We start from the raw sequence: 24029 nt of genomic DNA, 5'->3' as shown, positions 1-24029 counted from the left end.
TGGATTCAATCTATACCTAAGCTGATAACTTTCAATTAATAAGCGTTGACGTTCCTCTATCTGTTAGCCATTTCCACTACGTGGATGTGGGTGACCTTAACAGGAGTGGTTATGACGATAGAAAAAGCGCGCGAGGAAGGCGGTATCTCGCTAGAAAACAGCGAATATGAACCCATTTTGCTGAAAATAAAGACATTCTATCGAGAACTGACGACCGAGGGATTAACGGAACTCGGCGATATTTATCATCAGGATATTCACTTTATCGATCCTATTTCCAACCATCATGGGCTGAGTGCCTTACAGCGTTACTTTTCCTACTCACTCAACAATCTGAGCTATTGTCAGTTCAATATCAGCGATATCCATACCTTTCGCGGTGGCGCAACGATGTTCTGGACGATGCACTATGCCCATCCGTCGCTAAAGCATAATGCGCCGCTGACGCTCGCGGGCTGTAGCCACCTACTCTTTGCTGACGACAAAGTGATCTACCACCGAGATTACTACGACATGGGCGCGATGCTTTATCAACATGTTCCCCTGCTGGGCTCGTCAATCCGTTATCTAAAATCGAGACTTCAGGCATGAAGCGCGTGTTGATTACCGGAGCCAGTTCGGGCATCGGTCAACAGTTAGCGCTGGATTATGCCAGAGACGGCTGGGACGTCCTCGCCTGCGGGCGCGATGAGCAACGGCTTCACGCATTAACTGCCGCCTTCCCAGCCCTCCGTACCACAGCATTTGATATGACGAACGTAGCCGATACGCGGCAGGCATTGGACGGCGTCACAGCCGATCTGGTGATTCTCTGCGCGGGGACCTGTGAATATTTGGATAATGGCGTCGTTGATGCGGAAAAAATCGGCCGGGTGCTAACAACCAACGTGATAGGTCCCGTGAATTGCCTGTCAGTCCTATTGCCTCAACTTGCTAACCATAGTCATCTGGCATTCGTCGGGTCAACCGCCAGCCTCGTTCCCCTACCGCGAGCGGAAGCCTATGGGGCTTCAAAGTCCGCACTGGCGTATTTCGCCCGTAGCCTGTCACTGGATTTGCAAGCCCGCCATATCACCGTGTCGCTGATCCTCCCCGGTTTTGTGGATACCCCGCTAACTGCGCGTAATGATTTCCCCATGCCGATGATGATCGCTGTGTCACATGCCTCTGATGCTATTCGTCGCGGGCTGAAAAAGAAGAAACGCGAAATCGCCTTCCCTCTGGGGTTTGCGCTATTACTCAAATTGATTTCCGTGCTCCCACAGTCATGGCAACGTCTGCTGGCCAGCCGGTTAGTAAGGTAAAGGTATGAAGATTGCCATTATTGGTAGCGGTATCTCTGGTTTAACCTGCGCGCTCAGGTTATCCGAACGCTTTCAGGTATCGATATTTGAAGCGAACGATTATCTGGGGGGACACACGGCAACGGTCGATGTGGTTCAGGATGGCATCCACTATGCTATCGACACGGGTTTTATTGTTTATAACGAGCGAACCTATCCAAACTTCATTGCCCTGCTGGATGAACTGGGCTTAATCGGCCAGCCCACGGAAATGAGTTTCTCGGTCAGTAACCCGGTTTCTGGCCTGGAATATAACGGGCATACGCTAAATACGCTATTTGCCCAGCGCGGTAACCTGTTCCGCCCGGCGTTCTATCGGTTTGTGGCGGAAATCGTGCGCTTCAACCGGGTGTGCAAGCGGTATCTTGCCAGTGGAGATAACCAAGGGCTGACGCTAAGCCACTTGTTACAGCAGGAAAAATTTTCGCCCTTCTTTGCGCAGCACTACCTTTTGCCAATGGGCGCAGCAATCTGGTCATCATCGCTTGAGGATATGCGGCATTTTCCTCTATCGCTTTTCCTCACCTTCTTCAACCACCATGGGCTGTTGGATTTGGTCAATCGTCCGCAGTGGATGGTCGTGCCTGGCGGTTCACGGGAGTATGTGCGACGCATTGCCGAGCGTATCCGCGATCGAGCAGCGATCCACCTCCATACGCCAGTCAACCAGGTGGTACGTGATAACGCAGGAATTACGCTGCATACTGCCGAACAGGCGTATCGGTTTGATCAGGTCATTTTCGCCTGCCATTCCGATCAGGCGCTGGCTCTGCTGGAAACAAGCACGTCCGATGAACGACGCATCCTCGGAGGCATACGCTACCAACCTAATCATGTGATCCTGCATACCGATACCCGGCTTTTACCCCAGAACCATCGGGCTTGGGCGAGTTGGAATTATCGTCTGCCGGTCGATCAAGCGCTTAGCCGTTCGCGCGCGTCCGTCACGTATAATATGAATATCCTACAAGGTGTTCGTTCATCCACCACCTTCTGTGTCTCACTGAACCCTCAACAGGATATTGACCCGGATAAAACATTGCACCACGCGGTTTATCATCACCCGGTGTTTACGCAACAGACGCCGGAGTACCAACAGCAGCGTGAACGTATTAATGGACACCACCGTAGCTGGTTTTGTGGTGCCTATTGGTACAACGGTTTTCATGAAGATGGTGTAAAAAGCGCTCTGGATGTCATCAGCCAATTCGACCAAGGTATGCCGTATGAATAGCGCCCTGTATGTGGGTAACATTCGTCATCGGCGCTTCACGCCCGTCACGCATCGTTTTGACTATGCGCTCTTCATGCCGCTCATTGATTTAGATGAAATTCCCGCTTTGCCGCATATGGGTATTGCGCTGGAGCGCTTCGCCCCGGCGTCATTTTGTCGCGGTGATTACCTCGGCGGCGGCGATATCAAAACCAAGGCACAGGATCGGATTGCGGAACTGACTGGGGAACGTCTCACCGGGAAGGTTTTCCTACTGTGCCAACTGCGTTATCTGGGCTGTTATTTCAATCCGGTTAATTTCTATTATTTATACGATGAGCACAACGCGCTGCGCTGGTTACTGGCAGAAGTGCGCAATACGCCCTGGAATGAACGCCATACTTATGCCGTCGTCCCTGATGGATCGACGCCCGTATCCAAGGCGTTTCATGTATCGCCGTTTAACCCGATGGATATGGTATACCACTGGCGACTCACGCCGCCCGTTGCACGGCTGAGAATTCACATCGAGAATCACAAACAGGGGCGCGAGTTTGATGCAACGCTGTTGCTACACCGACAGCCGCTCACCCGTGCCACCCTGCGCCGCCAGCTTTGGTATCTGCCGTTAATGACGATAAAGATCGCCTGCACCATATATTGGCAGGCTTTGAAACTGTGGATTAAACGCTCGCCCGTTTATCCTCATCCGCAGTCAGGAAAGAAGGATAACCCATGAGTTCAACGGAAACACAGCTGGTGCGTCACCCGAGCAATACCGCTCGTTATCTCCGAGCCCGAAAAGTGGTCTTTGCCTTGCTTGAGCGCATAGACGGCGGAAGTTTGCGCCTGCGCGAATCAGAAGGTCATGAGATACGCTTCGGGGACCAGCACGCGGCATTGCAAGGCGACGTCACGATACATCATCCTCGCGTTTATCGTCGAATCTTGCTGGGTGGAAGCATCGCAGCCGGAGAGAGCTACATTGATGGAGACTGGAGTTCAACAAACCTGACGCTCGTTCTTCAGCTATTGGCGCAGAATCAGGCGTTAGTTGATACGCTTGAAGCACGTTTTGGCTGGCTGACAGCGCCATTTCATCGGTTTATACACTGGTGTCGTCGTAATCGTCCGCAGCAGGCACAGAAAAACATCGCCGCCCATTACGATCTGGGCAATCATTTTTATCGCAGCTTTCTCGATAGCGACATGCTCTATTCCAGCGCCTGGTATCAGCACCCCGACATGACGCTAGAAGACGCACAGCGCGCCAAGCTGCGCCGTCTATGCGGACAATTAGCGCTGTGTGAAACGGATCATTTGCTGGAAATTGGTACTGGCTGGGGCGGGCTAGCCGAACTGGCCGCACGTGAGTACGGTTGTTACGTCACCACAACCACGCTGTCACAACAGCAATATGACTACGCGGTTGAACGTATCCAGCAAGCAGGGCTGAGCCATAAGGTCACGGTGCTGCTACAGGATTATCGAACCTTGGCCGGCCAGTATGACAAATTGGTCTCGGTCGAAATGATCGAAGCGGTCGGGAAAGCCTATTTACCCACCTTCTTCAAACGCTGCCAGCAACTATTGAAGCCACAAGGCCGCATGGTGCTTCAGGCCATCACCATCGCCGACCAACGCTACCACCATTACTCTCGCAATGTGGACTTTATTCAACGCTATGTTTTCCCCGGCGGTTTTCTTCCCTCAGTTACCGCGATGACCGCCACCATGACGCGGCATACCGACTTTATTACCCGCGACCTGTTCGATATCGGTCAGGACTATGCCCGCACCCTGAGCGAATGGCGTCAGCGTTTTTATCAACAGTGGCATATGTTGAATACGCAGGGCTTTGATGAATCCTTCCAACGCCTGTGGGTATTTTATCTTTGCTATTGTGAAGCGGGCTTTCGCGCTCGAACCATTAGCACGGTACAGCTCACGGCAGAAAGACCATGAATGAAGCAGGTAAACGAAGCGTGCGATGCCATATCCTTCACGACACGGCATCGCACACGAACAGCGGTGGTTATCGGATAGCGCGTTTTAAAATGCGATTAGCGCTACTCAGGAAATCATCGGCGACTTTATTTACCTCACCATTGCCGTAGTCCAGTTTTTGCAGACTCGTGGTCCACAGCTGTACCAGCTCCTGATTTTCCATAAACGGTGAAACGGGCACCTTCGATGCAGGTTGTTCCGCTGCGGCACGATAAGCATTTGCTAACAGGTTACCGGCGTTGATCACACCGATATCTTCCAGCAGTTTTTGTGCTTTCGGGTTAGCAGGCATCCCGTTTTGCAGCCCAACCGCCTTCACGCCTTCTGGGTGACTCAGCATAAAACTCATCAACATCGCGGCTTCCTTCGGATGTTTACTGTTCTTACTGATCGCAAACAGCGAAGACGGCTTGCTTGTCAGCCCGGAATCTTTAGCATCCGGCATCGTGATAAATGGCCCGGTTTCTAAGACAGCCTCTTTCGGCATATTGCTGGAATAGGTATAGATGGCTGAATCCCACAGATACATACCGGCTAATTCGCCGTTAATCCACGGACGAATTTCATAAACATTAGTACGCCCGAACGAGGAAAAATAGCGCTGATCGGGTATCACATGGGAATCAACCAGCTTTTTATAAAAGCCGAAGAGTTCTCTTACCTGATCGCGGCTATAGGCGATGCTCTGTTTCTTCTCATCGATGAGATCAATGCCGTATTTTTGTGCCATGTAGCTACGGCCGAGAGTGAGAATATCCAGCACATCGCTTGCCCCTTGGGCAACACCAAGTGGGTAAAAATTGTCACCCAGTTTTTGTTTAAACACCGGGCCTGCGGCAAACAGTTCATCCCAGGTTTTCGGATAAGCGACACCCGCATTATCCCAGGTGGTTTTGTTGTAAATCATGCTACGGGACGTCATCGAAATCGGGAGACCTTGCAGCTTCCCTTTTACGTCGGCCGTTTTCAGGTAGTTAGGCGGAAAATCCCCCAATCCTAAAACGTCTTTTTGCTTATTCAAATCGTAAAAACCATCGCCGTTGCGGGAAAACTGCGGCAACCAGTTCCAGTCAATACGCATAACATCAGGTTCTTGCCCCCCAGCCATCTGCGTTGATAGTCGGGAAAGATAACCGTCCCAGCCAGCATATTCCGCTTTGACGGTAATTGTCGGGTTGGCTTTTTGAAACGCGTTAATAGCAGCCAGTGTGGCTTCGTGCCGTTGATTTCCTCCCCACCAGGAGATACGGATCTCCGTGGCGTCAGCTGAGTGAGAGAAAGCAGCCCCGACGGGAAGAGCAGCACAAAGTAAGAGCAGGTGAGGTAATGTGTTCCGTGTTTTCGCCATAATAAAACCCTTATAATAGTATTTGGAGGTTTCCACCCTTCTCCTTGTTACAGGCAGACGGGTACTACGGATGCGGACGCGCTTGCTGCGAAATAGCAGGTACTTTGATTAATTCCCTCTTTTCAGGTTAACGGCCAGCTCGCTTATTTTCACTGGCAGTTCGGTGCGTAGCGATCGATTAGCGGCAATACCCGTTAAAATAGACATCGCCCCATCACGATAATCTGCTGCACGATGTAATGGATCGGGTTCCGGTGTACCAAACAGATCGTTTAACATGACCTGATCGCCGCCGCCGTGCCCACCCGATTTAAATTCAACCGGTACGGCATAAGGCGCGTCAAACATCGGATAGATCTTTATTTCACATTCATCCAGCGCACCTTCATCCTCTTTTTGTCCGCCTCCGTTTACATAAGACTTCTCGACCAGTTTCATTTCTAACCGACCCTTGCTGCCATTAAACACCACATTCAACCCTTCCCACGGTAAATAGGCGTTTAATGAGTACGTCATAATGGCTTTGTTCTTATAACGCACCATGACACCCAGCACATCTTCAATATTAATACCGTCATCGAATACGCTTTTATCGCGGTAATAGCCATCTTCATGTTCGGCATCTAAATATAAAGCCGTCAATTGTTCGCTTTGATTCATATGCAGTGCAAACGGGTCATTCTCTGCCGCAACGCTATTATGTGAACGTGCATAGAATGCAGTGACTCCACGCGCTTCCGCATTCGCTTTACCATAAAAACGCAAATCACCTTGTGCGTAGACCGTTTCTGGTTCGCTATTCAGCCAGAAGTTCACCAGGTCGAAATGGTGGGTGGATTTGTGCACCAACAGCCCGCCGCTATTGCGTTTGTCACGGTGCCAACGACGGAAGTAATCTGCCCCATGTTCGGTATTCAACAGCCACTCAAAATGGACGGAATAAACCTCACCAATAACGCCTGCGGCAATTAATTCACGGACTTTACTGTGATGAGGGGCGTAGCGGTAATTAAAGGTCACACGCAATTTACGGCCGGTGCGGTTAATTGCATCGATAATCGCCTGACATTTTTCTTCGTCAATCGTCATCGGTTTTTCACTGATGACATCACACCCTAATTCCATTGCCCGAATAATATAGTGATGATGCGTCCGGTCTATCGATGCAACAATAACAACATCTGGTGTGGTTTCTGCGATCATCTGCTCAAATTGATCGGCGTGATACGTCGCCACATTATTGTGCCCAAATTTATGGACAATCTGGTTGGCGTAATCCATCCGCGTCTGGTTTGTATCGCAAAATGCAACAAAGTGCCCCTGATCCTGATAATCTCTGGCAATCGATTCCAGATAAAGCCCCGCTCGGCCACCGGTTCCCACTACAGCATATTTCTTTTTCATTCTGCGCATGTCCCCCAATAACGTAGATCACATAGCTATTCGTACATAAAACGCCTTTGCCATAAAAAATAGAACATACCAACATCGTTCACCTTCATATTATTGCCATGTGATAGCGTTCTCTGGCAGTAGGATAAAGATTGACATGCTCCATCTCTCATAAATACAAATTGAACATTTACTATATTACCGTTTGATTTAATTGGTAATATTCGATGCGATTTATCCCACATACCTCACACATGAATGCATGTTGCTTCTCTTAACGGTTCATGCGCCAACGAGATTTCCCTAAAATGGGGTACCGTTTTTCTATTTTTGTCTGAATCAGAATGCACCGAGGCGACACCGGTTATGATCGTGATGGCCTTCTCCTTTTTCACCTCACGGCGTGACACATCTCTCATTTTATTTTCAATCCATCTGGTGATGCAGGATAATCGGCGTGCAACTAATGAGAGATGCAAGAAAGCGACAAGCACGTAAGGAATCACTATGCAGATTTTTTTCCAGGACACCATGGCAACGCCACTTGGGGAGTTATTGATTATTGCTGATGAAAATAATCATTTGCGTGCCGTTGAGTGGCGCGAATATGAAGACGATTTATTTCGCTCACTCAATCGCAGTTATCGGAATGATCCCTTTTCGTTACAGCCACGTCATAATCCCGGTGGTTTGACAGACAGCCTGCAACGCTATTTTGATGGCGAATTAACGATTATTGATACGCTGCCCGTCGCTTCTGTAGGAACCGAATTTCAACAGCAGGTTTGGCGGGAATTACGCAAAATCCCCTGTGGAGAAATTACCACGTATGGCGAGCTTGCGACGCTGCTAGGGCGTACTGGTGCAGCACGTGCAGTCGGGATGGCGAACGGATCAAACCCTGTCAGCATCGTAGTTCCGTGTCATCGTGTTATCGGTGCGGGAGGGGCGATGACCGGCTACGCAGGGGGAGTTCACCGTAAACAGTGGCTGCTAAAGCACGAAGGTTATTTGGCTCGCCAAAATAGTTTACCGTTATAATTATAACGCGTCCGACAGGTAAAAAATCCACGCCGAATTGCTTATCATCGTAAGCGATTCGGGTTAACCAATGTGTTAACCATTCTGTAACGCGATAGGCGAAAATATTATTGCCACGCAAAGTTTATATATCAGAATATTTTTCAGCAAAATCGAAAAATTATAGTTAGTTCACTATTTATTGGTCTATTCCTGTGATTGCCGCTCTTATCACGGCCGATAAAAGCTGTTAAAATTGACCAATATCAATTATTGCCTGAGCAAAGCCTATGATCCCGGAAAAGCGAATTATCCGACGCATCCAGTCTGGCGGTTGTGCAATCCACTGTCAGGATTGCAGTATCAGTCAGCTATGCATCCCTTTCACCTTGAATGAACACGAGCTCGATCAGCTCGACAACATCATTGAAAGGAAGAAGCCTATCCAGAAGGGGCAAGCGCTATTCAAAGCAGGTGATGAACTTAGATCGCTGTACGCGATTCGTTCCGGTACGATAAAGAGCTATACCATCACAGAGCAAGGCGATGAGCAAATTACCGGCTTTCATCTGGCAGGCGATTTAGTCGGTTTTGACGCGATTGGTACGGCTCAACACCCGAGTTTCGCTCAGGCGCTGGAAACCTCAATGGTCTGCGAAATCCCGTTCGAAACGCTGGACGATCTCTCTGGGAAAATGCCGAACCTCCGTCAACAGATGATGCGCTTGATGAGCGGCGAAATCCGTGGCGATCAGGACATGATTCTGCTGTTATCGAAGAAGAACGCTGAAGAACGTCTGGCGGCGTTTGTTTACAACCTCTCCCGCCGTTTTGCCCAACGTGGCTTCTCGCCGCGTGAATTCCGTCTAACCATGACGCGCGGTGACATTGGTAACTATCTGGGGCTGACCGTTGAAACCATCAGCCGTCTGCTGGGGCGTTTCCAGAAGAGCGGTACGCTGGCAGTAAAAGGGAAATACATTACGATCGAGAATATCGATGCGCTTTCCGAATTAGCCGGGTCTTCACGTAAATAATCTTTCCAGCCTAACTCGTTGACGCTGCCACTTTTTTTGCTATGGCAGCGTCAAGGTTTGCCCCCCTTCTCAGCCTCATCCGTGATATTTCCTATTTTGTTATTCTGCGGCTTATCTCTGTTGTTCAAAACGATTCCATTGCGGTACTCTTAATTTACGGGCTGTGGAGTAACAGCTGTTTGGAGGAGCTATGGCAAAGTATCAGAATTTACTGGTAGCTATTGACCCAAATCAGGATGACCAACCAGCGCTGCGTCGCGCGGTTTATCTGGTTCAGCGACTTGGCGGCCATATTAAGGCGTTTCTGCCGATTTATGATTTTTCTTATGAAATGACAACCCTGCTTTCCCCCGATGAAAGGGGTGAGATGCGTCAAGGTGTTATTCAGCAACGGACCGAGTGGATTGAGGAACAGTGCAAACACTACCTTGAGGCTGGCGTTTCAATAGAGATCAAAGTGGTCTGGCACAATAAGCCATTTGAAGCCATTATTCGGGAAGTAATTTCTGGGCACCATGACCTGTTGTTGAAAATGGCCCATCAGTACGATCGGCTGGAAGCCGTTATCTTTACGCCAACAGACTGGCAATTACTGCGAAAATGTCCTTGCCCTGTGTGGATGGTAAAAGATCAGCCATGGCCGACCGAAGGCCGAGCATTAGTTGCCGTCAATCTGGCCAGTGAAGACCCTTATCACGATCCGCTCAATATCAAACTGGTATCAGAAACGCTGGAGCTGGCGCAGCAGGTTGACCAAACCGAAGTTCACTTGGTTGGCGCTTACCCGGTTACCCCCATCAATATCGCCATTGAATTGCCTGATTTCGATCCCAGCGTCTATAACGATGCGATTCGAGGGCAACATCTGATTGCCATGAAATCACTCCGGCAGAAGTTCAGCCTGGATGAACGCGTGACGCACGTAGAAAAAGGGCTGCCAGAAGAAGTCATTCCCGATCTGGCGGAACATTTGCAGGCGGGTGTCGTGGTCTTGGGGTCGTTGGGTCGAACCGGCCTTTCCGCTGCCTTTATCGGCAATACCGTCGAACATGTGATTGATCACCTGAAGTGCGACCTGCTGGCGATCAAGCCCGATGATTTCGTTTCGCCGATTACGCAGGAAGATAGCGAAAACGGCTGATTGCTCATTACATCGCTTTCAGCATCAAATAATGCCCGCCTTCGTGCTGGCATTATTTTTCGCAATATCATAGATATGATAGATGTAAAAAAGGGGCGATATTCGCCCCTTTCGTTTTCGACGTCCTACGACGCTTACAGCGCTTTCAGAATCGCCTCAACGCTGTCTTTGGCATCGCCAAACAGCATCTGCGTGTTCTCTTTAAAGAACAGTGGGTTCTGTACACCGGCATAACCGGTATTCATAGAACGCTTGAACACGATAACATTCTGCGCTTTCCACACTTCCAGTACTGGCATGCCAGCAATCGGGCTGTGTGGATCTTCTTGCGCCGCCGGGTTAACCGTATCGTTCGCGCCAATGACCAGCACGGTGTCGGTGTCGGTGAAATCGTCATTAATTTCATCCATTTCCAGCACGATGTCGTAAGGCACTTTCGCTTCAGCTAACAGCACGTTCATATGTCCAGGTAAACGCCCTGCAACCGGGTGAATACCAAAGCGAACATTGATACCACGAGCACGCAGTTTTGCGGTGATGTCATGCACTGGGTATTGCGCCTGTGCTACAGCCATACCGTACCCCGGAGTGATGATGACCGAGGTTGAGTTCTTGAGTAAATCAGCAACATCTTCCGCTGAAGCCTCACGATATTCACCCACCTCTTCGCTCTCACTGGAGGACACGCCATCAGTACCAAAACCACCGGCAATCACGCTGATAAAGGAACGGTTCATCGCTTTACACATGATGTAAGACAGAATCGCACCAGAAGAACCCACCAGCGCACCGGTCACGATCAGCAGGTCATTGCTCAGCATGAAGCCCGCTGCCGCTGCCGCCCAACCAGAGTAGGAGTTCAGCATAGAAACGACGACTGGCATGTCCGCCCCGCCAATCGATGCAACCAAATGCCAGCCAAATACCAGTGCAATCGCCGTCATCAGAATCAGCGCCAGTACCTGCAACGCTACGCTGCCCGTATTGACGAAAACCAGCAACAGCAGGAAAGACACAACCAGCGCCGCCAGATTCATTTTATGGCGATGAGGCAGCATCAATGGCTTGGAGGAGATATTGCCACGCAGTTTACCGAACGCTATCACCGAGCCCGTGAAGGTCACCGCACCGATGAAGATACCCAAGAAGACTTCCGTCAAATGGATATTGACCATCACCGGATCGGTGATTTCACCGTGGTCGAGGAAGCTGTTAAAACCGACCAGCACCGCAGCCAAGCCCACAAAGCTGTGAAGAATCGCGACCAGTTCCGGCATTTCGGTCATTTCAACCTTACGTGCCAGATAAATACCGATTGATCCACCGATCGCCATTGCCACGATGATCCAGCCAACGTTGCCAGAATCAGGCCCCAGAATCGTCGCGATCAGCGCAAGCGCCATCCCGCTGATCCCAAAGATGTTCCCTTGTTGCGACGTTTCGTGCTTGGACAACCCAGCCAAACTGAAAATAAAGAGAATTGCGGCAACAATGTATGCAGCAGTTACTAATCCACCAGACATGTGTTACCCCTTAGTTTTTACGGAACATTTTCAGCATGCGCTGAGTCACGGTGAAACCACCGAAAATATTGATGCTGGCAATCAATACGGCAATGAATGAGAAAAATGACACCCATCCGCCGTGACCGATTTGCAACAATGCTCCGACAACGATAATGCCTGATATCGCGTTAGTGACTGACATTAGTGGCGTGTGCAACGCGTGGCTGACATTCCAGACCACGTAATAGCCCACCACGCAGGACAACGCAAAAACAGTAAAGTGAGACAGGAACTCTTTAGGTGCGACATCAGCCAGCCAGCCAAACAGCAGAATGGCAATCACGAGGAACGCGTATTTCTTCCACGGTGATGTTGGCTTGGCTTCTGCTTTCACAGGTGCAGCGGCCGGTTTTGCCTGCTGTGGCTGCGCTGAAACCTGAATTGGCGGCGCTGGCCAGGTAATTTCACCTTCTTTAATAACGGTCACACCGCGAATCACCGTGTCGTCAAAATCGACATCGATTTCGCCGTTTTTCTCTTTGCAGAGTAATTTCAGCAGGTTAACCAGGTTAGTGCCGTAAAGCTGTGAGGATTGTGTTGGCAGACGGCTAGGTAAATCGGTGTAACCAATAATTTTGACACCGTTTTCCGTCACGGTCACGCGGTCGGCCACGGTCAATTCGCAGTTCCCACCCGTTTGCGCGGCCAAATCGACGATCACGCTGCCGGGCTTCATGCTCAGCACCATTTCTTTGGTGATCAGACGCGGAGCTGGTTTCCCTGGGATCAAGGCGGTAGTGACGATAATGTCGACTTCTTTCGCCTGGGCAGCAAACAGTTCCATTTCCGCTTTGATAAAGGCTTCAGACATGACTTTGGCATAGCCGTCACCGCTGCCCGCCTCTTCTTCAAAGTCGAGTTCGAGGAACTCGGCTCCCATACTTTTAACCTGCTCCTTCACTTCAGGGCGGGTGTCAAAAGCACGAACGATAGCCCCTAGGCTACCCGCAGCGCCGATCGCAGCCAAACCAGCCACACCTGCACCAATAATCATGACCTTAGCAGGCGGAACCTTACCCGCAGCGGTAATCTGTCCGGTAAAGAAACGGCCAAATTCATGGGCAGCTTCAACGATAGCGCGATAGCCTGCAATGTTGGCCATCGAACTGAGTGCATCCAGTGACTGTGCGCGCGAAATACGTGGCACAGAATCCATTGCCATCACCGTCACTTGACGGGCAGCCAGTTTTTCCAGCAGTACCGGGTTTTGAGCCGGCCAAATGAAACTGACAACCGTACTGCCCGCACGGGTCAGCTCGATTTCATCATCCTGCGGCGCATTCACCTTCAGGACAATATCGGATTGCCAGACTTCTGAGCTGTCAACAATCGACGCACCGGCTTCTTCGTATGCCGCATCGTCAAAACTTGCCAGTTTTCCTGCCTCACGTTCTATCGAGACCGTAAAACCCAGTTTCAGCAGCTGTTCAACCGTTTTCGGCGTAGCTGCTACACGGGCTTCATTGGCCAACCGCTCTCTTGGTACACCAATACGCATGCTGATACCCTTTTCGCTTATTTTTAACGAAGGTTATTATTCTCACCCTACTCTGTTATACGAATTCGCCGAGACCCACTGCACCCTGTATCCCCGCACTCACGCGGCAGGAAGAGCATCTACTCATCTTCTACCACACGCTTTTTCGGGGCGTCTCACTGTAGGCGAATTCATTTATAACGTACTGAAAATGTGATCGATGATCCATAAATAAAATGAATTTCACAGAAAAGCCGAGTTATCACAGGTTCTGCCAGCCTTTCTTGGTCGAAAATCATGCTCTTCTCCGCCTTTTGTAGCATTATTATGGAAGTATTTTTCTGTGCTGTTTCACAAAAACGATGTGTTACAAGGTTGTTAATGTGATAAATCACATAAATATCCCTTATGATGGCAAAACAATCATTAACCGTTATTATTAGCACTTTTCTTGTTCTTAGCTGAAGCATCACGCCTTTTCAGCCCGCTGAAAATGCTAAAGCACAAGAATTTATTCCGTGCGATAATCAGCCCCATTCCGTTACAGGTTGATTGCTATACCTTAAATAATTCGAGTTGCAGGAAGGCGAAAGGATTTTTTATGAAGCTGAAGACTACTGTTATTGCGTCCACATTATTGTTATCACTCTCGGCATTTTCAGCGCAGGCGGCACAGGAACTGACACCTGAGCAGGCAGAATCCCTGCAACCCTTTGAGCGGATTACGTTTAAAGGAAGATTTAACGCAATCGGTGAAGCGGTAGCCGCAGCATCAAAACGCGCCGACAAAGCGGGTGCAGCGTCGTTTTATGTGCAATCTATGACGGATGCTAATTCAAACGACGCCTGGAATGTTACCGTCGATCTGTATCGTAACGATGCCCCTAAAGCGAAACAAAACGTGCAATATCGCACGGTTTATGGCGTGAAAGAACTGCCGAAAGATGCGGCCTATTTGCTGGAACCCTATGATACCGTCACGGTAAGCGGTTTATTCAGCACTCAGCCCGATCTAATCGATGCGATCGCTAAAGCAGCAAAAGAAAAAAATGCGGATTCGTTTTACATCGTACGCCAGATCGACGTGAACTCGAATAGCGCGAATCAAAGGGCTACCGCCTTTATCTATAAAGCCGATGCGCCAAAACGTCAGCTCCAGCGCCCTGATGCGATCCCTGCCGATTCTGATGCGGGTCGTACCGCGCTGGCTGCCGGTGGAGCAGAAGCCGCCAAGGTGGAAATTCCAGGGGTTGCTTACTCTGATAGCCCCAGCCGCAGCGTGGGTAACTTCTTTGAAACGCAATCATCAAAAGGCGGACGTTACACGGTAACGTTATCTGATGGCACCCAAATTCAGGAACTGAACAATGCAACGGCGGCACAGATGGTGCCTTTCGACTCGATCCAATTCCGCGGCAACTACACCAATATTACACAGATATCTGAAGCCGTTGCTAAACGTGCGGGCGAAAAAGGTGCCAAGTACTACCACATCACCAGACAGTGGGAAGGCAAAGGCAACAACATGACCATCAGCGCCGACCTCTATAAATAACGGACGCAGCGTAGCCACTCAGCCTTATAAAAAAACCCGCGACATCGCGGGTTTTTGCTATCCGTAATCAATACGACAGATTATTTGCTGGTATCCAGCTCTGGGAAATTTTTCACCAGATCGTCAATCGCTTTGATCTGTTGCAGGAACGGTTCCAGTTTATCTAACGGCAGCGCTGATGGACCATCACACTTCGCATTCGCAGGATCGGGGTGAGCTTCAATAAACAGTCCCGCCAAACCTACCGCCATCCCAGCACGCGCCAGTTCAGTCACCTGCCCACGGCGGCCACCGGATGCCGCACCAAACGGGTCACGACACTGTAGCGCATGCGTAACGTCAAAAATGACCGGCGCACCGTTAGATACCTGCTTCATAACATTGAAGCCCAGCATATCAACAACCAGATTGTCATAACCGAAGTTGCTGCCGCGGTCACACAGAATCACCTGATCGTTACCGCCCTCGATGAACTTATCGACGATATTACCCATCTGACCAGGGCTGACGAACTGCGGTTTCTTCACGTTGATCACCGCACCAGTTTTCGCCATCGCTTCTACCAGATCGGTTTGGCGTGCTAAAAATGCAGGAAGCTGGATCACATCAACCACATCAGCAACGGGTTGCGCCTGATGCGCTTCATGCACGTCAGTGATAATTTTTACACCGAAAGTCTGTTTCAGTTCCTGGAAGATTTTCATCCCCTCTTCCAGACCAGGACCACGGTAAGAGTGAATCGAGGAGCGATTAGCCTTATCGAATGACGCTTTGAACACGTAAGGAATACCCAACTTCTGCGTGACCGTGACGTAATGCTCACAAATGCGCATTGCCAGATCGCGTGATTCAAGAACATTCATGCCGCCAAACAGCACAAAAGGCAAGTCGTTGGCAACGGGGATATCCCCTATCTTGACCACTTTATTCGTCATACTTTTACCTTCATGTCGGGAAATAAATTAACGCTGCATTACTGCAAAACGGTTTCTTAATGTAAGACAATCTGTTTCTGCTCTATCGAGTGAATCTGTACTTTTATCATTTCACTCACCGGATCTTCCGGGCACTGTTCAACAAAATAGTTGAGGTCAGACAGTGCAATATGGTCACAATCCAACTGCGCATAAATCAGACCGCGATCGCGGATCTCATACGGATCGTCCGGGTCAAATTGCAACACCGCTTCGCTGGCTCGTAGCGCCAATTCCATCTGTTTTTCTTCCATCAGCGCGACTTTCAGCGTATCGAGCATTTTACGCACGATCATGACATTTTCCGCTTCATCCAGATCTTCATCCAGTAAACGGGTTGACGGACCGATGTTACCTTTCAACCAAACTTCCAGCACGTGCTCACTTAGCGTATCGCCATTAAGTGGATTGATCAGCCACATCTCTTCGTCGAGCCAGTCAGCACGCAGAATCAACTGCGTCGGGAAAATCACCGGCATTAGCGGCAGGCCAAGCTCGTTTGCGATATGCAGGAAGATGATACCAAGTGACACGGGCATACCCTGACGAGATTCCAGCACCTGATCCAACCATAACGCATCAGACAAGCGATAAACGCCGCCGGCTCCGCCAAATCCCCACGTGTGATAAAACAGCTCAATCAGTTTTTCAAGCTGAAGATCTTGCTCAAGGTCGTCAGGAATAACAGCTCGGGCGCTCTCAACCAGCTGTTGCAGATTTTGCCGCACATCCTGAGCGGGAAAGTCGCGGCGAATCGCCTGTGAAACCAACACGACACCATCACTTAGCAGTGACTGGTTGAATTCAAAATCAGCAATAGCACTCATAATTATTCCATCAGCAACGGTGACTGGGTCAGTGCCAGCAGCACGACCACACCAAAGCATATTAAAGCAGATACAAACGCCAGCCAGCGAACATTCAGGCTACGGGGGCGTTTCCCCAAGGCGATAGCGCCAAGAAGGATATAAATGATAACGCCAAACAGTTTTTCCGTCAGCCAGCTTTGCTCCGGCGTAAACGGATAAGTGTGACTCTGAATGATTAAACCAATACCGCTGATCAATAACAAGGTATCGTTAATATGCGGCAGAATTTTAACCCAACGCTGTTGCAGCAGGGGCGATTGCCGACACAGCCAGAAAAAACGGACGACAAACAGGGAAATACTGATGCCAACCGTTGCCAGATGCAGATATATCGTGGCTGGGTAAAGAGTTATCACGTCCATTGCTCCTAATAATTGATGGTATCCAACCAGCGCCCTAACGACACACGATCATTGCCACCATAATCCTGACACGTTTCTATTTGTGTAAATCCTCGCGCCTGCAATAGCTGGCGCACCGCGTCACCCTGCTGCCAGCCATGTTCCAACAGCAGCCAGCCACCAACCTCTAAATAGCGTGGCGCGGATTCAATAATGATGCGTAAATCTGCCAACCCGTTATCGGCAGCAATCAGAGCGCTGGCAGGTTCAAAGCGAACATCCCCCTGCGACAAGTGCACATCATCAGCATCGATATACGGTGGATTACTGACGATAAGCGCAAAGCGCATGCGATCGAGCGGTGAATACCAACTCCCGGGCAAGAAACTAGCGTTGTCGAGCCTTAATTGCCGGGCATTTTTCGTCGCCAACGCCACAGCCTCCGGTTGACGGTCGACCCCCATCACCCGGCAGTCACGCCGTTCGCTGGCAATAGCTAACGCGATCGCGCCGGTTCCTGTGCCTAAATCCAGCACATCACACGGCGTTTGCGGCAGACGCAACAACGCTTGCTCTACCAGACATTCGGTATCAGGGCGAGGAATCAGCGTAGCAGGCGAAACGGCCAGCGGCAGCGACCAAAACTCACGCACGCCGATCAAATAAGCGATAGGTTCGCCCTGTTCACGACGCGCCAGCAGTTCGGTTAACTGCTGCTGTTCAGCAGCAGTTAACTCAGTTTCACCAAACGCCAGCAAGAATGTACGGGACTTGCCAGTTACAAAACCCAGCAGAATTTCCGCATCTCGCTTTGGGCTTTCTCCCGCTGCGAGTTGCGCCATCGCAGAAACTAACCAATCCTGATACGTCATTATTCCTGCTCGGACAACGCAGCAAGCTGATCGGCTTGATATTCCTGCACCACCGGCTGGATCAGCGTATCCAATTTTCCTTCCATCACTTCATCCAGACGGTAAAGCGTCAGGTTAATGCGGTGATCGGTCACCCTTCCCTGCGGGAAGTTGTACGTGCGGATACGGTCGGAACGGTCACCGCTACCGAGCAGGTTGCGGCGCGTTGACGCTTCTTCCAACTGCCGTTTTTGCACTTCAGCCGCACGGATGCGCGCACCCAACACCGACAGCGCTTTAGCTTTGTTCTTGTGCTGTGAACGTTCGTCCTGACATTCCACAACAATACCGGTTGGCAAGTGGGTAATACGGATAGCGGAATCGGTGGTATTAACGTGCTGACCGCCCGCACCAGAAGAGCGGAAAGTATCGATGCGTAAATCAGCCGGGTTGATGTCTGGCATCTCCGCTTCCGGCACTTCCGCCATGACAGCGACGGTACAAGCTGACGTATGGATACGGCCCTGAGATTCCGTAGCAGGAACACGCTGCACGCGATGTCCACCAGATTCAAACTTAAGTTGGCCGTACACGCCGTCACCAGAGATTTTGGCAATGACTTCTTTATAGCCGCCATGTTCGCCATCGCTGGCACTCACAACTTCTACACGCCAGCGGCGTGCTTCCGCATAACGGCTGTACATACGGAACAGGTCGCCAGCAAAGATCGCGGCTTCATCCCCACCGGTTCCCGCGCGCACTTCAAGAAAACAGCCGCGCTCATCGTCAGGATCTTTCGGCAACAATAGGACTTGAAGCTGCTGCTCCAGTGCTTCAATCGTCGCTTTACCCTCTTTCAGTTCTTCCTGCGCCATATCGCGCATTTCGGGATCGTCCAGCATCATTTCTGCGGTCTGCTGATCCTCTTGCGCCTGCTGCCATTGCTGGAAACAGCGGGTAATGTCCGTAAGCTGAGCATATTCTCGCGACAACGCGCGAAAGCGATCCATATCAGCGATGACGCTGGGCTCACCGAGTAACGCCTGGACTTCTTCATGGCGTTCTTGTAACGCTTCCAGTTTAGCAACAATAGAAGGCTTCATGCGGGCGATTAAATCCTGTAATAGAGATGAATGCTAGTCCAGCCCAAGGCTGTCACGTAAAATTTGTAATCGGTTTTGGTCGCCGTCACGAGCGGCTTGCTGAAGGGATTTGGTCGGCGCGTGAATCAGACGGTTGGTTAAACGGTGTGTCAATTCTTGAATCACCGCTTCGACGTCATTGCCTTGTTGGATGGCAGCCAACGCCTTGGCTGTCATTTCCGCACGCAGCTCGTCGGCCTGAGCGCGATAATCGCGGATCGTTTCCACCGCTGACTGCGCACGCAGCCACGCCATGAAATCGGAGCTTTCTTGCTGCACGATGGATTCAGCCTGCACCGCCGCCGCTTTGCGCTGCGCGAGATTATGCTGAATGATCGCGTGCAGATCGTCCACGCTGTAGAGATAAACGTTCGGCAGTTTGCCGACTTCCGGTTCAATATCACGTGGGACCGCAATGTCCACCATGAGCATTGGCTGATTCCGTCTCGCTTTCAGCGTTCGTTCCATCATCCCTTTTCCGATAATCGGCAGTGTACTTGCCGTTGAGCTGATCACGATATCGGCATGGACGAGCTGTTCGTCCAGCTCTGCCAGCGTGATGACCTCAGCCCCCACTTCCGTTGCCAGCGCCTGCGCGCGTTCACGGGTGCGATTCGCGATCACCATTTTCTGTACGTTGTGCTCGCGAAGATAGCGAGCGACCAGTTCAATGGTTTCTCCTGCCCCCACCAACAGCACCGTGACATCCGCCAGTGACTCAAAGATCTGCCGCGCCAGCGTACAGGCAGCAAATGCCACCGACACCGCACTGGCACCGATATCCGTTTCTGTACGAACGCGCTTGGCGACGGTAAAGGATTTCTGGAACAGCCGCTCCAGTTCGCTGGACAGAGAATGACCACGCTGTGATTCGGCAAACGCCTTCTTCACCTGCCCTAAAATCTGCGGTTCGCCTAGTACCAGAGAATCCAGACCGCTAGCAACACGCATCAGATGGCTGACTGCCGCGTTACCCTGATGCCAGTACAGGCTGTCGTTAACCTCTTCCGGGCGCAATTGATGATATTCACACAGCCAGCGAATCAATTGCTCACGCTGGTTTTCCTGTTCGTCAACGCTAAGATAAAGTTCCGTGCGATTGCAGGTAGACAGCACAACGCCGCCCTGCACCAGCGGTTGCTGTAACAGACTGTCGAGGGCCACGCCGAGTTTATCTTGTGAGAACACAACGCGTTCACGCAAAGAAACGGGTGCGGTTTTGTGATTAATACCAAGCGCAAGCAGGGTCATTAGGCTGTTTCTGAGTAATACCGGTCTTAGTATGGATTTCGTTTGAGTCGCATTCTACTTGATGCAGGGGTGCAAGAAAAGCGACAGCACGTGATACACCTCGTCTGAGGTAGTCACTTTTTGACAAAAAACAATAAACGTCATTAATCAATAACAATCATTGACGCTGAACGGTAAGCCCGTTAGCGTGACGTATTTCACGAACTGCATTCATTTACAGGATACGACCGACATGCCAACCAAAACCGTCCGATGCCTGCGTTTACTGCCTTTAGCCAGCGTATTGCTCGCCGCCTGTAGCATTAATCAACCCACTCAAACGGGTACAAGTCCTACCTCGCCAGAGTGGCAACAGCATCAGCAAAAAGTACAGCAACTCAGCCAATATCAAACCCGCGGCGCTTTTGCCTATATCTCCGATAGCAAAAGAGTATCAGCTAATTTTTTCTGGCAGGACACTCCGCCACAGCGTTATCGACTGCTGCTGACCAATCCACTCGGCAGCACTGAATTAGAACTACGAGCCCAACCTGACGGCGTGCAAATCACCGACAATCAAGGCAAGCGTTATGTGGGCAAAGATGCCGAATACATGATTCAGCAACTGACCGGCATGGCAATCCCATTGAATAATCTACGCCAATGGATACTTGGTATACCGGGTGATGCCACCGAATTCACACTGGATGAACGCTATCTGCTGAAAACCATCACCTATCGGCAGGGTAATCAAAATTGGAATGTCAGCTATCAGAGCTACAACACTGAGCTAACCCCCCCGCTCCCCACCAGTCTGGAACTCGTTCAGGGGGAACAGCGTATTAAGCTGAAAATGAATAATTGGATGGTTAAATAAGCGATGCAACCGACGGTTACCGAAACATGGCCTGCTCCCGCCAAACTGAATCTGTTTCTTCACATTACTGGCCAGAGACCGGACGGGTATCACCTACTGCAAACGCTATTTCAGTTTCTGGATTACGGCGATACTCTGACGATTCGGCCACGTGATGACGATGAGATTAACCTGATTACACCGGTAGAGGGTGTCGATAACGAGCAAAATCTGATCGTCCGCGCCGCACGCTTATTACAGCAGCACTGCGAACACCACAATATTCACGCCATCCAGCGCGGCGCAGACATCAGTATCGATAAGTGCCTGCCAATGGGCGGTGGGCTAGGCGGTGGTTCATCCAATGCCGCCACGGTTTTAGTCGCCCTTAACCATGTGTGGCAAAGCGGGTTGAGTGTTGATTCATTGGCTGAATTGGGATTACAGCTGGGGGCAGATGTTCCTGTGTTTGTTCGTGGACATGCCGCCTTTGCCGAAGGTATCGGTGAACAGTTAACACCCGCGAATCCGCCAGAGAAATGGTATCTGGTCGCGCACCCTGGCGTTAGCATTGCCACGCCGTTGATTTTTAGCGATCCGGAGTTGACGCGAAATTCGCCAGTACGTGATTTAGAAACTTTATTAAACCAGACCTTCGTCAATGATTGTGAAGCTATCGCAAGAAAACGTTTTCGTGAGGTTGAACAGCTACTTTCATGGCTGCTAGAATATGCCCCGGCGCGCCTGACTGGAACGGGGGCTTGTGTGTTTGCAGAGTTTGACACCGAGTTCGCAGCCCGTCAGGTGCTTGACCAGGCCCCGGAATGGTTAAACGGTTTTGTCGCACGAGGCGTTAACGTCTCTCCGCTACACCGTAAACTTTCTGGGCAACTTTAGGTTTTGATACACACCGGTTGCCGTGCGGCCTGTCTGTATCAAACTTAATTCATACACCCGTATGCATATTGTGCCTGTTGCTCTTCCCTGCCTGGCAGGTACAATATTTCTCTGGACGCAAGCCTGAGGTTCTTCTCGTGCCTGATATGAAGCTTTTTGCTGGTAACGCCATCCCGGAACTAGCACAACGTATTGCCAACCGTTTGTACACTAGCCTTGGCGACGCCGCTGTCGGTCGTTTTAGCGATGGCGAAGTCAGCGTGCAAATCAATGAAAATGTACGCGGTGGTGATATTTTCATCATCCAGTCCACCTGCGCACCCACCAATGACAACCTAATGGAACTGGTTGTGATGGTCGATGCTCTGCGTCGCGCTTCTGCGGGACGTATTACCGCCGTTATTCCCTACTTCGGCTATGCCCGTCAGGATCGTCGCGTGCGTTCCGCACGTGTGCCAATCACCGCGAAAGTTGTTGCTGACTTCCTATCCAGCGTCGGTGTTGACCGTGTTCTGACCGTTGATCTGCACGCTGAGCAGATTCAAGGGTTCTTCGATGTGCCAGTAGATAACGTATTCGGTAGCCCGATCCTGCTGGAAGATATGCTGCAACAAAATCTGGAAAACCCAATCGTGGTTTCTCCTGATATCGGTGGCGTTGTACGTGCCCGTGCAATCGCTAAACTGCTGAATGATACCGACATGGCGATTATCGACAAACGCCGTCCACGTGCCAACGTTTCTCAGGTGATGCACATCATCGGGGATGTCGCGGGTCGTGACTGTGTGCTGGTTGACGATATGATCGACACTGGCGGCACGCTGTGCAAAGCGGCGGAAGCGCTGAAAGAACGTGGGGCTAAACGCGTATTCGCTTATGCCACACACCCAATTTTCTCAGGCAATGCTTACGAGAACATCAAAAACTCTGTCATTGATGAAGTGATTGTCTGCGATACCATTCCGCTGGCGGAAAACATTCGTGCACTGCCGAATGTTCGTACATTGACGCTGTCTGGTATGTTGGCCGAAGCGATTCGTCGTATCAGCAACGAAGAATCCATTTCTGCGATGTTTGAACATTAATCACCGCTGACCGGGTAACCGCTCGCGGAAGATAATGATGAAGCCACCTGTAATAAGGTGGCTTTCTTATTTCTGCCGTCTTGTCGCTATAAAAAACAAAAAACCGCCATAGCAAGGCTACAGCGGCTTTTCTGTTCAATGTTCATTCGACTTCATTAACGCTTATGGGTGATGCTGGCGACGGCAACGCTTATCAAAGTGTTTAACCCACCAATAACGGTCTGCGACTTCTTCACGCCCGCTAATACGCGCACCGACCAACCAAAATATTGCGCCGGAAAAAATACCGACCAAGTCAATGTAAGTCATATATTCAGGGACATTCAGCTTAGGAAACTGGCTGGCGATGGAGAAACCAATACCACCAATCATCAGAATCATACCAAGTCCCATCAACACATTACCCAGTGCTGCCACGTTCTTGCGTTTCATCTGCCACCTCCAAATTAATTCAGTGGATGAATCGGAGTGCCATTACAGGTTACTTCCTTATATTGATGTAATTATAGACAATAACGCGGTCATATGATTGCGGGAGGGATCACAGATAAAAGGAATGATTAATATCTTTTTACGTTTAAACAAATAAATAGACAAAAATCCGAATAATCACACCACTAAACAAATAACAATATTTTCACATTCCAACACCGATATACCCTAAATAATTCGAGTTGCAGGAAGGC

At 50.3% G+C, this 24029-nt stretch carries 23 protein-coding genes; 12 read left to right on the top strand and 11 right to left on the bottom strand.

Annotation, left to right across the window (positions count from 1 at the left end):
- Positions 1-111: 111 nt before the first annotated feature.
- Genes EDI29_RS13810 through EDI29_RS13790 form a run of 5 tightly spaced genes read left to right on the top strand, consistent with a single transcriptional unit; the run spans position 112 to position 4521 of the window.
- The gene (locus EDI29_RS13810) at positions 112-591 is read left to right on the top strand and encodes a nuclear transport factor 2 family protein (RefSeq protein ID WP_137741342.1); all 480 of its coding nucleotides are present in this window, start codon (positions 112-114) and stop codon (positions 589-591) included.
- The gene (locus tag EDI29_RS13805) at positions 588-1304 is read left to right on the top strand and encodes an SDR family NAD(P)-dependent oxidoreductase (RefSeq protein ID WP_137741341.1); all 717 of its coding nucleotides are present in this window, start codon (positions 588-590) and stop codon (positions 1302-1304) included. Before EDI29_RS13810 ends, EDI29_RS13805 begins: the two co-directional genes overlap by 4 nt.
- Before the next feature lie 4 nt (positions 1305-1308).
- Positions 1309-2577 carry an NAD(P)/FAD-dependent oxidoreductase gene (locus tag EDI29_RS13800; protein WP_137741340.1) on the top strand — a complete coding sequence of 423 codons (1269 nt, stop codon included), beginning with the start codon at positions 1309-1311 and terminating at the stop codon, positions 2575-2577.
- The gene (locus tag EDI29_RS13795) at positions 2570-3295 is read left to right on the top strand and encodes a DUF1365 domain-containing protein (protein WP_137741339.1); all 726 of its coding nucleotides are present in this window, start codon (positions 2570-2572) and stop codon (positions 3293-3295) included. Before EDI29_RS13800 ends, EDI29_RS13795 begins: the two co-directional genes overlap by 8 nt.
- Positions 3292-4521, top strand: coding sequence for an SAM-dependent methyltransferase (locus EDI29_RS13790; protein WP_137741338.1), 1230 nt, complete (start codon positions 3292-3294; stop codon positions 4519-4521). The genes EDI29_RS13795 and EDI29_RS13790 overlap by 4 nt, the downstream gene beginning before the upstream one ends.
- Positions 4522-4591: 70 nt before the next feature.
- On the opposite strand, the gene EDI29_RS13785 is transcribed toward EDI29_RS13790, so the two are convergent.
- Complete coding sequence (locus EDI29_RS13785) at positions 4592-5911, bottom strand: ABC transporter substrate-binding protein (RefSeq protein WP_137741337.1); 1320 nt, start codon at positions 5909-5911, stop codon at positions 4592-4594.
- 108 nt (positions 5912-6019) lie between these two features.
- A complete protein-coding gene (locus EDI29_RS13780; protein ID WP_137741336.1) occupies positions 6020-7315 on the bottom strand; it encodes a Gfo/Idh/MocA family oxidoreductase in 1296 nt (431 codons plus the stop codon).
- 495 nt (positions 7316-7810) lie between these two features.
- On the opposite strand from EDI29_RS13780, the gene ogt reads away from it, so the two are divergent.
- The 3 genes from ogt (at position 7811) to uspE (ending at position 10501) form a co-directional block, all read left to right on the top strand.
- A complete protein-coding gene (gene ogt, locus EDI29_RS13775) occupies positions 7811-8344 on the top strand; it encodes a methylated-DNA--[protein]-cysteine S-methyltransferase (RefSeq protein ID WP_137741335.1) in 534 nt (177 codons plus the stop codon).
- 269 nt (positions 8345-8613) lie between these two features.
- Positions 8614-9360: a fumarate/nitrate reduction transcriptional regulator Fnr gene (gene fnr, locus EDI29_RS13770; protein ID WP_005968491.1), complete on the top strand. Its 747-nt coding sequence runs from the start codon at positions 8614-8616 to the stop codon at positions 9358-9360.
- A gap of 190 nt (positions 9361-9550) precedes the next feature.
- Positions 9551-10501 carry a universal stress protein UspE gene (gene uspE, locus EDI29_RS13765; protein WP_137741334.1) on the top strand — a complete coding sequence of 317 codons (951 nt, stop codon included), beginning with the start codon at positions 9551-9553 and terminating at the stop codon, positions 10499-10501.
- 134 nt (positions 10502-10635) lie between these two features.
- Here uspE and pntB read toward each other — a convergent pair whose 3' ends face one another.
- Together pntB and pntA are read right to left on the bottom strand one after the other, a co-directional pair.
- Positions 10636-12024 carry a Re/Si-specific NAD(P)(+) transhydrogenase subunit beta gene (pntB, locus tag EDI29_RS13760; protein WP_103860658.1) on the bottom strand — a complete coding sequence of 463 codons (1389 nt, stop codon included), beginning with the start codon at positions 12022-12024 and terminating at the stop codon, positions 10636-10638.
- Between the two features lie 10 nt (positions 12025-12034).
- Entirely contained in the window at positions 12035-13564 is a 1530-nt protein-coding gene (gene pntA / locus EDI29_RS13755) for a Re/Si-specific NAD(P)(+) transhydrogenase subunit alpha (RefSeq protein WP_137741333.1), read from the bottom strand.
- A 580-nt stretch (positions 13565-14144) separates the two neighbouring features.
- On the opposite strand from pntA, the gene ydgH reads away from it, so the two are divergent.
- Positions 14145-15098, top strand: coding sequence for a DUF1471 family protein YdgH (gene ydgH, locus EDI29_RS13750; RefSeq protein ID WP_137741332.1), 954 nt, complete (start codon positions 14145-14147; stop codon positions 15096-15098).
- 80 nt (positions 15099-15178) lie between these two features.
- Here the strand turns inward: ydgH and kdsA are convergent, their stop codons facing one another.
- From kdsA to hemA, 6 genes are read right to left on the bottom strand one after another with little or no spacing between them, the layout of a single operon-like run.
- Positions 15179-16033, bottom strand: a complete 855-nt coding sequence (gene kdsA, locus EDI29_RS13745) for a 3-deoxy-8-phosphooctulonate synthase (protein ID WP_107169539.1) — start codon at positions 16031-16033, stop codon at positions 15179-15181.
- 56 nt (positions 16034-16089) lie between these two features.
- Positions 16090-16899 carry an invasion regulator SirB1 gene (sirB1, locus tag EDI29_RS13740; protein ID WP_005968481.1) on the bottom strand — a complete coding sequence of 270 codons (810 nt, stop codon included), beginning with the start codon at positions 16897-16899 and terminating at the stop codon, positions 16090-16092.
- Between the two features lie 2 nt (positions 16900-16901).
- Positions 16902-17303 (bottom strand): SirB2 family protein, encoded by a 402-nt coding sequence (locus EDI29_RS13735; protein ID WP_137741331.1) that lies wholly within the window; start codon positions 17301-17303, stop codon positions 16902-16904.
- Positions 17304-17308: 5 nt separating this feature from the next.
- Entirely contained in the window at positions 17309-18154 is an 846-nt protein-coding gene (prmC, locus tag EDI29_RS13730) for a peptide chain release factor N(5)-glutamine methyltransferase (protein ID WP_137741330.1), read from the bottom strand.
- On the bottom strand, positions 18154-19236 hold the full coding sequence (gene prfA, locus EDI29_RS13725) for a peptide chain release factor 1 (protein ID WP_137741329.1): 1083 nt from the start codon (positions 19234-19236) through the stop codon (positions 18154-18156). The genes prmC and prfA overlap by 1 nt, the downstream gene beginning before the upstream one ends.
- Before the next feature lie 33 nt (positions 19237-19269).
- A complete protein-coding gene (gene hemA, locus EDI29_RS13720; RefSeq protein ID WP_137741328.1) occupies positions 19270-20526 on the bottom strand; it encodes a glutamyl-tRNA reductase in 1257 nt (418 codons plus the stop codon).
- Between the two features lie 232 nt (positions 20527-20758).
- Between hemA and lolB the strand changes: the two genes are divergently transcribed.
- The 3 genes from lolB (at position 20759) to prs (ending at position 23343) form a co-directional block, all read left to right on the top strand.
- Positions 20759-21382, top strand: coding sequence for a lipoprotein insertase outer membrane protein LolB (lolB, locus tag EDI29_RS13715; RefSeq protein ID WP_107169544.1), 624 nt, complete (start codon positions 20759-20761; stop codon positions 21380-21382).
- A 3-nt stretch (positions 21383-21385) separates the two neighbouring features.
- Positions 21386-22258: a 4-(cytidine 5'-diphospho)-2-C-methyl-D-erythritol kinase gene (gene ispE / locus EDI29_RS13710; protein ID WP_137741327.1), complete on the top strand. Its 873-nt coding sequence runs from the start codon at positions 21386-21388 to the stop codon at positions 22256-22258.
- Positions 22259-22395: 137 nt separating this feature from the next.
- Positions 22396-23343, top strand: coding sequence for a ribose-phosphate diphosphokinase (gene prs, locus EDI29_RS13705; RefSeq protein ID WP_005968468.1), 948 nt, complete (start codon positions 22396-22398; stop codon positions 23341-23343).
- Positions 23344-23505: 162 nt separating this feature from the next.
- Here prs and ychH read toward each other — a convergent pair whose 3' ends face one another.
- Positions 23506-23775, bottom strand: a complete 270-nt coding sequence (gene ychH, locus EDI29_RS13700) for a stress-induced protein YchH (RefSeq protein WP_129708126.1) — start codon at positions 23773-23775, stop codon at positions 23506-23508.
- Positions 23776-24029: the final 254 nt, after the last annotated feature.

Origin of the sequence: Pectobacterium polonicum, from assembly GCF_005497185.1 — a bacterium.
Classification (GTDB): domain Bacteria; phylum Pseudomonadota; class Gammaproteobacteria; order Enterobacterales; family Enterobacteriaceae; genus Pectobacterium; species Pectobacterium polonicum.
Note: the sequence above shows the minus strand (reverse complement) of the source record. Positions and strands in the feature narration are given on the sequence as shown.